General features: G+C 52.0%; 11 protein-coding genes and 1 pseudogene. 1 reads left to right on the top strand and 11 read right to left on the bottom strand.

Annotated features, from left to right (window positions below; genetic code table 11):
- The first annotated feature begins 266 nt into the window (after positions 1-266).
- The gene (locus tag NYE69_RS18505; protein WP_213511340.1) at positions 267-671 is read left to right on the top strand and encodes a hypothetical protein; all 405 of its coding nucleotides are present in this window, start codon (positions 267-269) and stop codon (positions 669-671) included.
- Between the two features lie 36 nt (positions 672-707).
- Here NYE69_RS18505 and NYE69_RS18500 read toward each other — a convergent pair whose 3' ends face one another.
- The 11 genes and pseudogenes from NYE69_RS18500 to NYE69_RS18455 form a co-directional block, all read right to left on the bottom strand.
- Positions 708-1,412 (bottom strand): sensor histidine kinase, encoded by a 705-nt coding sequence (locus NYE69_RS18500; protein WP_340927350.1) that lies wholly within the window; start codon positions 1,410-1,412, stop codon positions 708-710.
- A 368-nt stretch (positions 1,413-1,780) separates the two neighbouring features.
- A complete protein-coding gene (locus tag NYE69_RS33750; RefSeq protein ID WP_412761658.1) occupies positions 1,781-2,206 on the bottom strand; it encodes a galactose-binding domain-containing protein in 426 nt (141 codons plus the stop codon).
- Positions 2,204-4,924: pseudogene (locus tag NYE69_RS18495) on the bottom strand (DUF5695 domain-containing protein); the annotation flags it as partial. The gene NYE69_RS33750 and the pseudogene NYE69_RS18495, both read right to left, overlap by 3 nt.
- Before the next feature lie 140 nt (positions 4,925-5,064).
- Entirely contained in the window at positions 5,065-6,894 is a 1,830-nt protein-coding gene (locus NYE69_RS18490; protein ID WP_340927349.1) for a sensor histidine kinase, read from the bottom strand.
- Between the two features lie 7 nt (positions 6,895-6,901).
- A complete protein-coding gene (locus tag NYE69_RS18485; RefSeq protein ID WP_340927348.1) occupies positions 6,902-8,464 on the bottom strand; it encodes a response regulator in 1,563 nt (520 codons plus the stop codon).
- A 93-nt stretch (positions 8,465-8,557) separates the two neighbouring features.
- Positions 8,558-9,391 carry a carbohydrate ABC transporter permease gene (locus NYE69_RS18480; protein WP_270619432.1) on the bottom strand — a complete coding sequence of 278 codons (834 nt, stop codon included), beginning with the start codon at positions 9,389-9,391 and terminating at the stop codon, positions 8,558-8,560.
- Positions 9,388-10,341: a carbohydrate ABC transporter permease gene (locus NYE69_RS18475; RefSeq protein ID WP_326045347.1), complete on the bottom strand. Its 954-nt coding sequence runs from the start codon at positions 10,339-10,341 to the stop codon at positions 9,388-9,390. The genes NYE69_RS18480 and NYE69_RS18475 overlap by 4 nt, the downstream gene beginning before the upstream one ends.
- Positions 10,342-10,433: 92 nt before the next feature.
- Positions 10,434-11,906, bottom strand: a complete 1,473-nt coding sequence (locus NYE69_RS18470) for an ABC transporter substrate-binding protein (protein ID WP_270619434.1) — start codon at positions 11,904-11,906, stop codon at positions 10,434-10,436.
- Between the two features lie 570 nt (positions 11,907-12,476).
- A complete protein-coding gene (locus tag NYE69_RS18465) occupies positions 12,477-13,115 on the bottom strand; it encodes an ABC-2 transporter permease (protein WP_326045345.1) in 639 nt (212 codons plus the stop codon).
- Entirely contained in the window at positions 13,112-13,975 is an 864-nt protein-coding gene (locus NYE69_RS18460) for an ABC transporter ATP-binding protein (RefSeq protein ID WP_340927347.1), read from the bottom strand. The genes NYE69_RS18465 and NYE69_RS18460 overlap by 4 nt, the downstream gene beginning before the upstream one ends.
- Positions 13,976-13,978: 3 nt before the next feature.
- A complete protein-coding gene (locus NYE69_RS18455) occupies positions 13,979-14,353 on the bottom strand; it encodes a GntR family transcriptional regulator (RefSeq protein ID WP_326045367.1) in 375 nt (124 codons plus the stop codon).
- Between the last annotated feature and the right edge of the window lie 190 nt (positions 14,354-14,543).

The following is a 14,543-nucleotide window of genomic DNA, read 5'->3' as shown; positions in this document are numbered from 1 at the left end:
CACTCTGTCTAGTCGAGTGCTGATAATATAGTATTTTATGGAAGGTTGCTTTTTCCCTTCAAGTTACTCCATGCTTAATAGTTCCGGTAAAATCCCTTAATCGGCCTGCCTAATCCCTAATTTTCTTTAGAAATCTCATGATTCCTCCGTTTTTTGAATCATCCAGATATTTGAAATTTTATATATTGTAAATTATTATAAATTTAGTATACATTTCTATTGATAGAATACGTATACTAAAAAAATATATAGTGGAGGTTGGTAACATGAAGACTGGACGAATCAGCAAGATCTTCTTGTCACTCTCGATGGCCTTCGCAACAATTCTGCTCTTTAATGCCGTTTCGGCGAATGCCGAATCCGGCGGCGGCATTGAGCCAAGCGCCTGCTCAACGTTCATCTCCGCCGTTTTCGATGAAGCCGTAGAGGTTGGCGGCGTTGGCCAGGCGAAGTTCTACTGCGGCGCTGTTAGCGACGGCATCCCCATTGATTTTTCCGCTGACGATATTTACGTTGCACCCGTTGATCCCACGGTTGACGTTTATGCCGATCCGGACAATAACACGGTGTACTACAAAGGCCTTTATAAGGGATGGATAGAGATCATAGTTAGCTGGCTGGACAAGCCGCAGGGCCCCCATTCCACGTTTTTATGGCTGGAAGTGAAATAATTTTAAAATAAATATCCGGCCCCGCCGGTTCAGCCGCTAACGCCGGCGGGGGTTCGGGAACGTAATCATGCACACCGTCTCCTGACCAAGCCGGCTGTTGATGTCGATTTCTCCGCCGTGTGCGAGAATGATCTGTCTGGCGATGGCCATTCCGAGCCCTGTGCCGGAACTGTCGGACGATGCGTTTGTCCCCCGGAAATACCGTTCGAACAAACGGGCCAATGTTTCCTGATTCATCCTGGCTCCATTGTCCTCAATGCCGATGCGCACCCGCCCGCCTGTCCCCCGCTCTTCATTGATCGTGATTTTTACGGTGGTACCGGGCGGGTTATGCTTGATGCTGTTGGCAATTACATTTTCCAGTGCGCGCTGCATGTACCCCGGATCCAGATCAAGCGGAATCTGCCCGCAGTTCGTTTCGAACGAAAACGTTTTGTCCGCGGACTCCGGCAAGCTTTGGAGCTGCTTCAAAATATCTCTTGTCATCCTTACGAGATCGTTTGGCTCGAGCCGCAGCGGAAGCGCATCGTTTTTCAACCGGAAGGTCAGGCCGAAATCTTCGATCAGCCGCTCCATATATTCCACGCGCTCCCCCATGATTCGGGAAAAGCCGCGCACCTGATCCGGCTCCCAGTCGTATTCGGAAGATGACAACAGGACGGTATAGCCTTTGATTACGGACAGGGGGGTTTTCAGATCGTGCGAGACGCCCGCCATCCATTCTTCCCGCGTTTTCTCCAACAGCTCCCGCTCTTCCTTGTTGCTGCGAAGGGCGGAGGTTAGCCGGGAAAGCGCCTGTTTGAACCTCTCATGGCTAAAGCCACGAGATTCTCGGGTAGTCCGTTCTGCTGAACAGAATTAGCACGTAATATGCCACCAAGCTATCCCCGCAGTTCCTGCGGTTACTGCCAGCCCGAGGAACCTTTCACCCGTCTGGAAAGAATCCGCTGTTCCCGAATGAGTTTTTGTTCCATCTTCCGCAGGAATTTCACCGTCCTGCTGCTGCTTGGTTTATGGAGGTTTACGAAACGCGACACCCTGTGAATACCGTTCCATATTTAGTGCGAAACCCGAACAAGGACTCCCGAGGGAGTCCTTGTTCGCTAGAATCACTTGCCGTACACCTTCCAGCTTTGGATACCGGTGGATGTCGTTGCTTTGGCGACGATGTTCAGCCGGATTTTATTTGTCGTCACCGGCGTGAACGTGGTCGTGTTGTACCGGTCGGGCTGTACGCCGTAACCCGACGCCCCGCTGACGTTCACCCAGGCCGAGCCGTTCCAGTATTGAATCGTGTAGGAAGCCGGCAAATCGATGCCCTGGTCGTCGTCGAACCAGTACACGTCGACCCGGTTGAGCGTATAATTTTGATTCCAATCGTATTGCACCCACTGCGTCGTGTTCGGGTTGTCCCAATTGCCGTAAACGGGATGGCCCCGGTCGGCCGAACTGGCCGGCGTATACCCGTCATTCAGCCCGGCCAGGCTCTCCCACGGTGAAACATACGAGGTTGAGGCCGTGGCCAGCGGAGCCACATCCACCGGACCCTCGGGATCGCCGCCCTTCTGCAGCTTGATATCGTAGGTCGCGGCCGCGCCGATATTCAAGCTGACGATCGTGGGCGTTCCGTTCGCCGCGGTCACGCTGCCGGCGGCGTTGTTGTTGATCAGCACATTGTAGGAGCCCGGCGCCAAACCGTTAAAGGTGACTTTCGTCGTATGGGCGGTTCCGGGCGTCGCGTTTTTCAGCGAGAAGTTGACGTAATCTTTGGCGGCAGCTACCGTAGCTGTCGTATACGTGTCCCGCTCCAGCGCCATGCCGAGTTTTTCCGTAATCAGGTTCAGCTTTTGGAATACGCCGTCCTTCGGGATGATGACATAATTGTTCCCGTTCTTCGTCACCTCGGCCCCATAGCCGTAAAGTCCGAACAGCGGATCGACCGCCACGTCGGCGCTCAAAATCTTGATCGCGCCCCAAAGGCCCAGATCGGCTTCCCCGGACATGCCGCGCCAGCCGTTGAACAGCGGCCCGCCTCCGACGCCAAGCGCCCCGTGGTTGCCTTTGGTCATTTGGTACGTCCAGGCAACCGCGCCGATATCGGCCGGGTCCGAACTGATCTGCCCGGAATTGATCGCGCTTAAGTTGCCGAGCTTCGAAGCGTAGGTCAAACGCTGTTCGACCTCCGGATTGGCCGAATGGTTGCGCACCCAGTCATCCATCGCATAACCTTGCAACGCGACGGTGTACTGGAAGTTCCACCACGGCTCCCCGGTAATCGTCACCGGTACGGAATAGAAGTACCACAGCGGCATAGCCCCGCGCGTCGCCCGCACCTTCGTGTTGATTTTGCCCATCATCGACAGATTGTTGTTCATTTTGGCCAAGGTGTACACCGACTCTTCCCCGGTGTTGTCGTAGTTGTACTCCGAGCCGTACGGGTAGGTCGTGTTTTTGAAATTGTTGTATTTGGTGTTCATTTTGCTGACGATGTCATTGGCCTGGGAAGTGTAGCCTTCCTCGCGCAGCGCTTTGATGATCTCGGGCGTCGTCATTTCTCCCATCAAGCCGGTGTTCCAGTTGTATGCGACCGGTCCGTCGTAAAGCGCTTTGAAGATGTTGTAAGCACGCAGCAAATACGTCGTGCGCGGGTGAATGTAGTCGATCATGTCCGGGTACATTTTGGCGAGCTTGTACATGCTGAAATACGTGTTGTAGACGTGCGGATAAGCGTAGCCCCGGTACGTCGGCGTCGTGTTCGGTTCCGGCATCAGGAAATCGTGAATCAGGTAATCCTCATGATGGCCGTTCATCAAGTTGGTCCAAATCGCCGTTTCCAAATACTTGTCCACGGCTTCGATTTCCTTGGCAACCGGTTTCTGCACGTTTTTCTCGGCCAGGAACTGCCCGTGCGTCAGCCCCCAATCGTCGCCCCAGCCCCAATAACCGTTAAACACATTGCGGCGGGAGTTGGACTGCATCATCCAGTCGTCGAACACTTTGTCGCGGATGTCGCCGGGCACGTTCCATTGCTGGTTGTTCACCATAAACGTGGCATGGCGCTGCAAAGCGTCGGCGACCGGTTCGATCGCGTAAAACTGCAGCACGGTTTTTTCGCCGTTGCCGTAGTTGACGGTAATATCGTTTTGCCCCAGCCGGCTTAAGGTTAACGAATACAATCGGTGGCCGCCCGGCGCGGTTCCAAGCGGAGTAATCGTCGTTTGCGAAGGATATTGGGCGACGACCGAATTAATCGGCTTCGTGGTCCGGAGGCTGAATTTCGCCGTCTGGTCGGTCGGCACGATCATCCCCGGCACGACGGTGAAGTCAATCATCCCTTCCGCGTACAGCCGGTCCTTCACTGCCTGTTCATTCGCCGCCTTGAAAAATTTGAACGCATACGTCTTGCTGGCACCCGGCGCCAGCACCAGGCTCGTGTTCGGCAGATACCCGCGGTTCGTGCTTTTGATTACGTTGGAATGAACGTAGAACACGGTCAGCCCTTCCGGCCACCCGCCCTCATCGGCCGCCCATTTGCTGCCCGGATGTTCTTCGATGCGCCAGTTGTCCATATACTCGAACCCGGCTCCGGTCGAAGCATCCGGAACCATCAGCAGCGTATTGCCGATGCCGCTGGGCCGCTGCACGGTAATGTAGGAATTATTGTTTGCTACGTTGGAATGGGTGACGACCCGCGACTCGTAGATCTGCTCCCCGCCTCCTGCGGACCAGTATTCATTGAAGGGAAGCGGCAGGCCGAAATCCCCGATTTCGAGCGTCTGATTGCTGGTATTGGTTACCGTGATCGACCAGCGCAAATGGTCGCTTTGAAGAGCGTAGGACTCGTCCACTTTGAAGTTGCGAATCCCTTCCGCATTGCTGGAGTTCTGATACGTTATGTTTACCGTGTTGCCGGATTGGCTTTGCGTCCGCCCGTCCGCCGAACGGTTGGTCCAGGCCTTCGTCCAGGCACCGCTTCCCAGCCGGTAGGTAAACATCAGCTCACCGACCCATTGATGGTCGGATGTGTTCTGCTGCGGAGCGTTGGTGGCGTTCATCACGTAATTGGTCGGGAAGCTGTCCCCGACGATTTGCAGGTTCGTGATTTCTCCATGGTTTCCGGTCGTAACTTGAAACTCACTGTTTGACAACGTATAGGCCGAGGCCGCCTTTGGTATGGCGACTGCCAGCGCGCTGGCGACAAACAAGCCGACAATCAACTTCAAGGGTTTCGTCAGCGTCCGTTCATGTCCCATCATTTCACCGCTCCTTTTCATTTCCATTCAGGAATTAGATTCAGCAGCCCTCTCCTCCGATCCAGGTTTGTTTTTTTTGTATCCTGCTTAGCTAAGGAACATCACCTCCTTTCCGGATAAAGCCATCGCCGCCACCGCCGCTATGTCCGCCTTGGCAACCGGACGGTAACCCGCGTGCCTTGGTCCCGGGCCGAACGGATCTTCACCCCGTACGCTTCCCCGTAAAGCAGCTTGATCCGGTTTAACACGTTGGCCATGCCAACACCGGGCGCTTCCGGATTCAGCGCGGAAGCAAGCGTTTCTTCGTCCATGCCTTGTCCGTTGTCCTCCACCGTAAACACCAGCGCGCCTTCCGCCTCATGACCGGTAATGCGCAGCAGTCCGCCGCTGGTCCGTAAAGCAAAACCGTGAATGATCGCGTTTTCGACGATCGGCTGCAAAAACATTTTCGGAACCTTGCAATCCGGCGGAATAAGGTCAAGCTCGTACCTAGCTTCAAACACCCCGCTATAACGCTGCTCCATGATATGCAGGTAGCTCTTGAGCCACGCGATATCATCGCCGAAAGCGACGAGCTCCCGTTTGTTTTTAACCGTATATTGGAGCATCGTCGATAAGCAGATGAGCATTTTGCTGATCTCCTCTTCATTTCGCTCGAGCGCCATCCAGTTAATAACGTTAAGCGTGTTGTACAAAAAATGGGGATTGAGCTGAAGATTAAGCGCCATGATTTCGGCTTCTTTTTCCCTGAGCCGGGTCTCGTAGTTTTCGTTGATCAGGTCGCTGATTTTTTCGTTCATCAAATTAAATTTATTGATCAGAATGCCGAATTCAAGGTCGTTCTGCTCCGGGATTTTGGTAGAAAACACGCCGCTCCCGGTCAGTTGAATCGCCACCAGCAGCTTCTTGATCGGGATCGTCAGCCAGCCCGAAATCATGTAGGCGACGGCGATGGAAACGGCGATCAGCACGGCCGCGATGTACAAGCTGTACGTATGGACCAAAGGCAGATCGCTCAACAGCCTGTCGTAAGGAACGACCAGAACGCTGATCCAGCCGGTTATTTCCGACGTATCGTAACAGATCAGCATCTTTTTCCCGTTGACTTTGGAAATCGCCGTCCCGGTCTTGAAGGCAATCGCTTTGTCCAGCCAACCCGCCGTTTCAATGTCCGTTAGCCTGGCGGTATCGGGATGAGCCACGATTTCTCCCTGCGGGGAAACGACGAACATGTAGGAGCCGTCGAGCGCCGTCTTGCCCGGCTGGGGCGAACGAAAAAAGCTTTCGTTGAAGTTAATGAGCAGGATCGGATTCTCGGTGCGCGTTCCCCAGCTCTTGACCACGCCGTCCTGGACGATTGAGCTTTTCAGCAATTGGGAGGCGGAGAAAACATAACGGTACCGCGGATCCAAGTCTCCGAGTTCCTCTTGGTCAAACTGCTTGGCAAAATCATACGTGGGAATCCAGATCAGTTTGCCGTCGGCCCGGAGCGTGTCCCGGTAGAGCTTGGATGCGTGCAGTTTGTCCGGTTTGACCGAGACGAAGGTCGGCCTGGAGGTCAGGATGGCCGTTCCGCCAAAGCTGTAATAGCCGGTGACAAGCTGAACGCTTTCGACGCTGGGCTCCGAGGCGTAATACATGTTCAGAATCTCCGATACTTTTCGGTCCATTTGCAGAAGTTCCAGCAGATCCGTCGGGGCCGATCTGTCGAACAGTTGGAATAAATCCGGATCGGCCAGCAGCGACAGCGACTGGTCCTTGATCCGGCTTAGCACCATGTCGGTATATTGGTTGTTTTTCTGTACAACCTCCTGCATGCTGTCGCTGGCGTGCTTCAGAATGATGTCGGAGCTGGTCTTGTAGTAGGCATAACTGATGAGAATTATGGGGAACGTGATGAGGAAAACGTAGTAAACGATTAGTTTGGTCCGCAACTTGAGCCGGGCGAACCGGCGGAGAACGCGTTTCATGGCACGGTTACCCCCGCTTTTGGCGCAGGATGCGGATCGTCTTGCGGTACTCCTCCGGCGTCATCCCGAACTCTTTTTTAAACACTCGGTTGAAATACTTTACGTCCTGGTAACCGACCGCTTCGGCGATTTTGTAGACGCGTAAAGTTTCATGTTCCAACATGGCTTTGGCTTTGGATAAGCGGACTTGGTTCAGGTATACCGTGAAATTGATTTTCAGCTTGTTTTTGAAATATTGGCTAAAATAACCAGCGCTGAGTCCAAACCTCTGCGCTGTGGATTCGAGCGAAATGTCGGACCGGTAGTGTTCGTCGATGTAGGCCAGGCAGCGCTGAACGAGCTGATGGCGGTGATTTTCCTTCCATTCCTTGATCGTGCGGACGGCGCGAACCACCACTTCAAGCACGCCGCCTTCCAATTGGGAATAGACGGCCGTATGCTCGGTCAAAACCTCGATCTCCCGCAAAAAATCGTCATGCAAGCTGCCTTCTCTGAGCAGGTCGTGATCTTCGATCAATTTGACGAGCAGCAGCTTGCATTTATCCCGCAAACGATGCGGCAGCGGGTAAGGAGGGGAGCGCCACTCGCGGAACATGCCGGCCAGCGCGGCTGTCACGGCCTGTTCGTCTCCGCTCCGCAGCGCCTCCTTCAGCGCGGTTTCCGCGGCGGAAGCCAGCGCCGGAATGCGTTCCCGGTCCAGCCTGCTGGCCCCGATCGCAAACACGGCTCGATCTTCCTCATAGAAATGCTCCTGCCTGGCGAACCGGGCTTCGCGGACGCTGATGTGGGCTTCCTCCAGGAGACGATCCCTGCGGCTGCCGATCCCGGCCGATAGATGCCCCGCCCCGAACCGCAGCTCCGGTTCCTCAAAGACCTGCCCGGCCGCCTGCGGATCAACGCCATCGCCGAGCACGCAGATCAGTTCCTCGTCGTCATGTTCATTGACGAAGCAGAAGCAGCCGCCGTACCTGCGAAGCAAGGTTTGTACCCGCGACGCCTCTTCCGGCCCAAAGGAAGAATTCCGTTTTACGCTGACGGCTGTGCCCGCACCGGCAAATGGCAGGATCACCTTAAGCTCCCCCAGCCGATCGCCGTTTAGGGTGCCGTAGATCCACGATTGCAGCAGCTTGCCGCTGTACGCCGGCTCCATGCGGTCAATCCTGGCCGCCAGCTCCTGCTCCCTTAAGCGGTCGCGCCGCTCCCGCTCGCTGATCTGCTCCGCCCGCGCAAACACCTCCTGCAGCTTGGCGGCATCAACCGGCTTCAGCAAATAGCCGAACGCTCCAAACGTAATCGCCTGCTGAGCATATTCGAAAAAATCGTACCCGCTCAGCACAACCACCTTCGTCCGGTTTGCCGGATCAAGCTTTTCCATAAATTCCAGCCCGGTCATTTGCGGCATCCGGATATCCGTAAAGATGAGATCAAACACTCTCCTTTCACACAGACGCAAAGCCTCCTCGCCGCTGCGCGCGGAACTGACGGCGTCGCCCGGCCTCAGCTTGCCCAGCAGTTTGGTGAACCCGATCACATGGCCCGGCTCGTCGTCGACCAACAGAAAATGCAGCATCTTCCTCCCTCCTTATGCCTCATTCCCATAGAATAATTTGGTATGAAAGGGACTGTTTCCTGCATCTTGCTCCAAAAAATCCTGCCAAGCCTTTCAGCCTTTTACACCGCTCATCGCGATTCCCTCCACAAAATATCGCTGACCGACGAGAAATACCGCGAGCGAAGGCAGCACGATAATGGCAGTCGCGGCCATCATCAGATGCCATTGCGCCGAATACGTACCCTGAAACAATGTGAGTCCCAGCATCAGCGTGTAATTTTTTTCCGAGGAAATGAACACCATCGGAGCCAGATAATCGTTCCAGTTGGCCAGAAAAGTCAGCATGCCGACGACGATGAGCGACTGCTTGCCGAGCGGCATAATCACGTTCCAGTAAATCCGGAAATGTCCGGCCCCGTCCATTTTGGCCGCTTCGTCCATTTCCCGCGGGATCGTCAGAAAAAACTGGCGCAGCAGAAAGATGTTGAACACCCCTCCGCCGAACCAGGCCGGCGCAATCAGGGGAACGAGCGTATCGGTCAAATGGAGGGTTTTCCAGCCGAGAAAATGCGGAATCATCACGACGAAAAAAGGCATCATCAACCCTGTAAGAATAAAGCCGAATATTTTGTCTCTGCCTGACCACGTAATCCGCGAAAAACTGTACGCGCACACCGAACTCGAAAGGACGACGCCGGCAATGGAAAGCGCCGTGACGACCGTACTGTTCCAGAAATAGCGGCCAAAAGAATTGCTCGAAAGCGCTTCGGCGAAGTTGTCGAACCTTAGAGAGTCCGGCACGATGTCCGGCGGAATGGCAAACAGGCCGTCCATGCCCACGAACGCCGTTCGCAGCATCCAGTAGAAAGGAAAAACGAACACGAGCCCGCCCGCCGTCAAAATGGCATAAAGGCTCAAGCGGACGGCGATTTTGCGAATTTTCATCTCCCGCTTTCCCGCCCTTCGTAATAAACCAGCGAATTGGAAAATTTGAACAGGACGAACGTGCACAGCAGAACAACGAGGAACAATAAGGTTGCTACAGCGCTGGCCGTGCCGAACTTCGTAAACTGAAACCCTTCCTTGAACAAGTAATAAACGATCAGGTAACTGGCGTTGTCCGGTCCGCCCTGCGTCATGACCGCGGGTTGCACGAAGGTCTGAAACGCATTGATGAACCCGATGACCGTGTTGAAAAAAATGATCGAAGAGCTCATCGGCAGCGTAATGTACCAAATTTTATGCATGGTGTTGCCGCCGTCCACCTCGACTGCCTCGTACAGCTGCGCCGGAATATTCTGCAACCCGGCCAGGAAGATCACCATCGTGTTCCCCGTCAACCACAGGCTGAAGAGGATCAAAGTCGGAATGACGGTGGTGTCCGAGGAGAGCCAGGAAAACTTGGGCAAATGGAATAAACCAAGCGCATAATTGACGATTCCGAAATCCGGCTGCAGCATCCACAGCCAGATGATCGACGACGCGGCCAGCGGGATCACGACCGGCAGGTAAAACAAACCGCGGAAAAACGCCCTTCCTTTGATTTTACCGTTAAGCAGCAGCGCCAGGAGAAAGGAAAACGCGATGCCCAGCGGAACGCTGACGAACACGTAATACAGCGTGCTGACCGCGGCGTCGTAAAAAAGCGGTTCCTTGCCGCTGAACAGCCGCGCGAAATTCTCCAAGCCCACGAACTTCGGGCTCCCGACCATGCTGTACTCGGTAAACCCGAGCAAAAATGTGAATATAAGCGGACCCAGCACAAATATCAGGTAGCCAAGCAGCACTGGAGAAGCAAACAGCAAGCCGTATTTCAGTTCCTTTCTCCTTCGCCTCCGGGCGCCTTGCATGGGATCGAACGCCGCTTGACGGAATGTTTCAGCGACAGACCTCATAAGTCTCTCCTCCTCCCGGCTTCCCGAAAGCGCGCGGGTCCGATACGGACCAAACGTCCCCGACGCGCGCCTCCCCTATGCCGCCGGTTTCTCTATTTGCCGTAACGGCCCTGGATTTCCGGCTGGACCTTGGAAGCGACCTCTTTCATGGCTTCTTCGGCCGATTGTTTGCCGAGCCACACGGGGTCCAGCGCGGAAAACGCCAAGGAGCTGACCTTGCCGAAGTTTTTCACGTAATATACCGGCGATGGCGTGCTGTTATTCAGCAGGTTGGTCAGGAAAGCATCCTTGAAGCCTGACGGGTGCGACGGATTGTTTTCCGCCCACTGGGCGACAAGCTCGGGATCGGTGTACCATTTCTTGAGCGTCGGCATCCACAGGCCGTCCCGATATAGGTTTAACGCGCCGGAAGGGTCGGCGAGGAATTTGGTGAGCAGCCACGTTGCTTCCGGATGTTTCGTCGATTTGAACATGGCGCTGACGCCGCTGATGCCCATGGCAACGCTGCGCTTCATCTTCGGAAGGACGCCGATATCGTAATTGACCTTGGCCGCCCCGAGATCGAGATTGATCCATTGCCCGTGCATACTCATCGCCACCAGCTTGGATTGCAAAGCGACCGCCTGCGACGGGATCGATTTGGCCTGCACCGGGTTGGGCGCGACATGGTGAACGTTGATCAGGTCGGCCAACCGCTGGATCGCTTCCACCGCTTCCGGCTGATCGAGAGCGAACTTCGTCCCGTCCTCCGAAACGAGGTCGCCTTCGTTGTTGACGATGTGCGCCATCACCGGACCGTACCAGCTCTCGAACGAAACGCCAAATTGCTTGATATTGTCCTTATCGAAGCCCGGATCCGCGGCGTTTTTACCGTTTTTGTCGATCGTCAGCTGCTTGGCGGCTTCCACGAACTGGTCCCACGTCCAGGCGTCCTCCGCTTTGGCTGGAGGCATTTCCACGCCGGCCTCCTCGAACAAGTCCTTATTGTAAAACAGCGCGAACGTTTCGCCCGCCGTGCTGATGCCCCAAGTGTAATTCGGATCGTCGCCGTTGAACCAGATATAGTCGAGGAAATCCTCTTTTTTCAGCTCCGTATCCTTGGCGAACATCTCGTTGAAGTTGATGAATTTCCCTTCCTTTTGCCAGGCCTCCCCCAGCTCCCCATGCACATAACCGGCATCCGGCGTTTCGCCCGCCGCAACCATCGCGGTAAGCTTGGTATCGTAATCGCTTTCAGGAATATGCACGGCGTTGACGGTAATCCAGGGATATTTCTCAGTGAACTTTTTCGTCGCCTCCTCCAGGGCTTTCTTCTCCTGCGGGCTTCCCCAGAACGTGTACTTCAGCGTTACGGGTTCCTTGTCTGTACCTCCGTTCGCCGGGCCGGCCGTTTCCGCCGCGGATTCGCTCCCGTTTGACGGATTCGCGGTATTGGGGGAAACGCCTTGATTGCCGTTAATGCTGCTGCTGTTAACGCTATTGCCGCCTCCGCAGCCCGCAAGCGCCACTGCCGCAACAAAGATCAGTACGCCAAGCAACATCGGCAGTTTTCGGATGTTTGCCATTTCTTCTATCCCTTCCTCCCTGCATCTTGTGCAATTCGTTCATCCTGCTCATCCTCTTCATCCTTTTCACCCTGAGTGGATACCTTAGGAGCAACTTGGTTTCATTATAATGTAAACGCTGCCATTGGAAAATTATAGATTTTTCAGATAAGTGGACATTTTTTAGTTATACGCTTCGCCGGAAGCGAAAAAAGAAAAAACGCCAGAGATATGAGCCCTGCGGTCCTTTGAGAATTCTTTACAACTAAACTTAAAAAACGGCGTATGACAAAGTAATCGGGCTAGAATCGGGTGTACATCAACACCAAAAGCACAAGCGGAAATATAAGAGCAAAAAACGGCGTTATTTCTGCGATATCCGTCAGCTTGGGAGAAATAGAGACAATTTATGTCGCTATTTTCCTACGCTGCGAGGAAAGGCTACCCGTTCTGGACCGTTTATAGAAAAATAAGTACAAAAATTGCCGCTAATGAGCTGACATAGACTATAAATCCGGATTATAAGTACGTAAATTGCCGTTATTTTGAAGGCCGAGATTGTTCGTTCCGTTTTTTTAGGTCGGGCAAAGCTTAAAGCTCATTTTTAGAAAAGATCTTAATCGACATAGCTATAGAAATACCTAAAATCATAACAACAAGAGTAATTAAAATCAGGTATTTCATGCCCTCCGGCAGGTTTGAAAAAATGGTGAGATCCATTCCCGAAACTATGTTATAAATCAGAGGTGTTCCAAATGAAGCCGCAAAAAGTATAATCATAAAAGCATATTTGGTTTTTTCCACTCCGAACTTAAATTGAAAAGGAGTATATATACCGTATATGACAACGTTTATTAATAAAGTCATCAAAATCGCAAAAGGAGTGATTGAGGGAATCGATGGCATCATCAAGGAGGTCAAACCATATACAACGCAACAACAAACAAAAACCAGCAGAAAGTGGATATACTTAGCCACAACAATATCGCTGCGCGAAAAAGGAGCGGCACACAGCAAAGCATTAACCTTTGGATATTTCAGCTCTATCATTGCGACATACTGCCCTAATATTAACTCAGCAAAAATGACCGTAAGCATAAAAGAGCCGACACCCAAGATTTCCGGACTGCGACTTGCAATAAACAGAGGTAGCCCGATAACCATTGCCATAATAATGAGAAAGAAATTTTTGGATAATAGAAAATCTTTCTTAACCAGCTGCAGAATCATCCTTTTAGCCCCCTTTCAATATAAGCCAACATAATGTTCTCAATAGTGGGCCGTTCAATCACAATATCAGACATCATTTGTTGAACATCCGGCAAATGCTTTGTGATGCCGGTAAAACTATAATTTGTAGCTTGAAGATTCAGAAACAGAGATCTATTTTTGCTGTTTAACGCATTAATATCGCCCTTTACGACATGATGGCCCTCAAGTAAGGTGTCTTTTTCTTGCTCAAAAATGATTTTCCCTTGATCGATCAAGATGAGCATATCAGCAACCTTATCTAAATCAGAGGTAATATGCGTTGAAAAAAAAACTCCTTTCCCCTCCTGTTTCATGTAATCCTTGATTATTGCTAAAAGTTGACTCCTTATCAAAGGATCAAGGCCGCTTGTTGGCTCATCCATTATAAGCAATTCAGCTTCATGGGAAAGGGCTAGAGCCAAAGCGTATTTCATACGCATACCTTTTGACAGCGTCGCAATCTTTTGCCGGGAATTCAAAGAGAAGCTCTCCATGTATTCCTTAAAGGTTTTATCATTCCATTTGGAATAAGCTGGAGCGATAACGCTTTTCATTTCAGCCATTGTCAAATCATCATAGAAACTGCCTCCATCCAACACAACGCCAATACGATTTTTTAGCTCCCTTTCATGTTTATCCAATTCTTTCCCAAATACTTTTACTGTTCCAGAGCGTCTTTGTACAAGTCCCAGAATGGTTTTAATTGTAGTAGTTTTCCCAGCTCCATTAATACCGATAAACCCGGTGATACACCCCTCCGGCAAAGAGAAACTCACATTTTCTAAAGAAAAATCCCGATATGACTTACAAAGTCCTGAAACCTCCAAAATGTTATTCATCGTCTAAATCTCCTCGTACAATATTTCCATCATTGCGTTTAGTTCTTCTTTGCTAATATTAAGCATTTTTGCCGTCTGTATCATATCCTGCATCTTTTGTTCAACAAGGCGACGCTTGGAATCTCGAAGGATTTCCAAATTTTGAGCAGAAACAAATGTACCAATTCCAACTTGACTTACAATAAAACCTTCTTTTTCCATTTCGTCATATACCCGTCTAATAGTTAGTACGCTAACCTTTAAGTCATTTGCAAAGCTGCGAATGGAGGGAAGCAGGTCACCTTCAACCAACTCGCCCTGAAAAATCGCATCTTTTATTTGGTCTTTAATTTGCTGATATAGCGGAACGTCTGATGTATTAGATATGAGGATTTTCATTTTATCAGCCATCTTTCCTTTAGTGTGTATTACCACAATACACATTAAACACTTAATGCACTATCCTGTCAATATAAGATCACTCATACCGAAAGTGGATATATAAAAGGTTAAGGCCGCAATCCCATTTGATTGCGGCCTCAACAGCAAAAGCACAACTCTTCTATTCCGTTCCCGCTTTCAAGGCTTC

This window comes from Paenibacillus sp. FSL R5-0527 (genome assembly GCF_038008055.1).
Taxonomy (GTDB): domain Bacteria; phylum Bacillota; class Bacilli; order Paenibacillales; family Paenibacillaceae; genus Fontibacillus; species Fontibacillus macerans.
The sequence above is the reverse complement of the archived record's forward strand: the minus strand, read 5'-3'. Positions and strand labels throughout refer to the sequence as shown.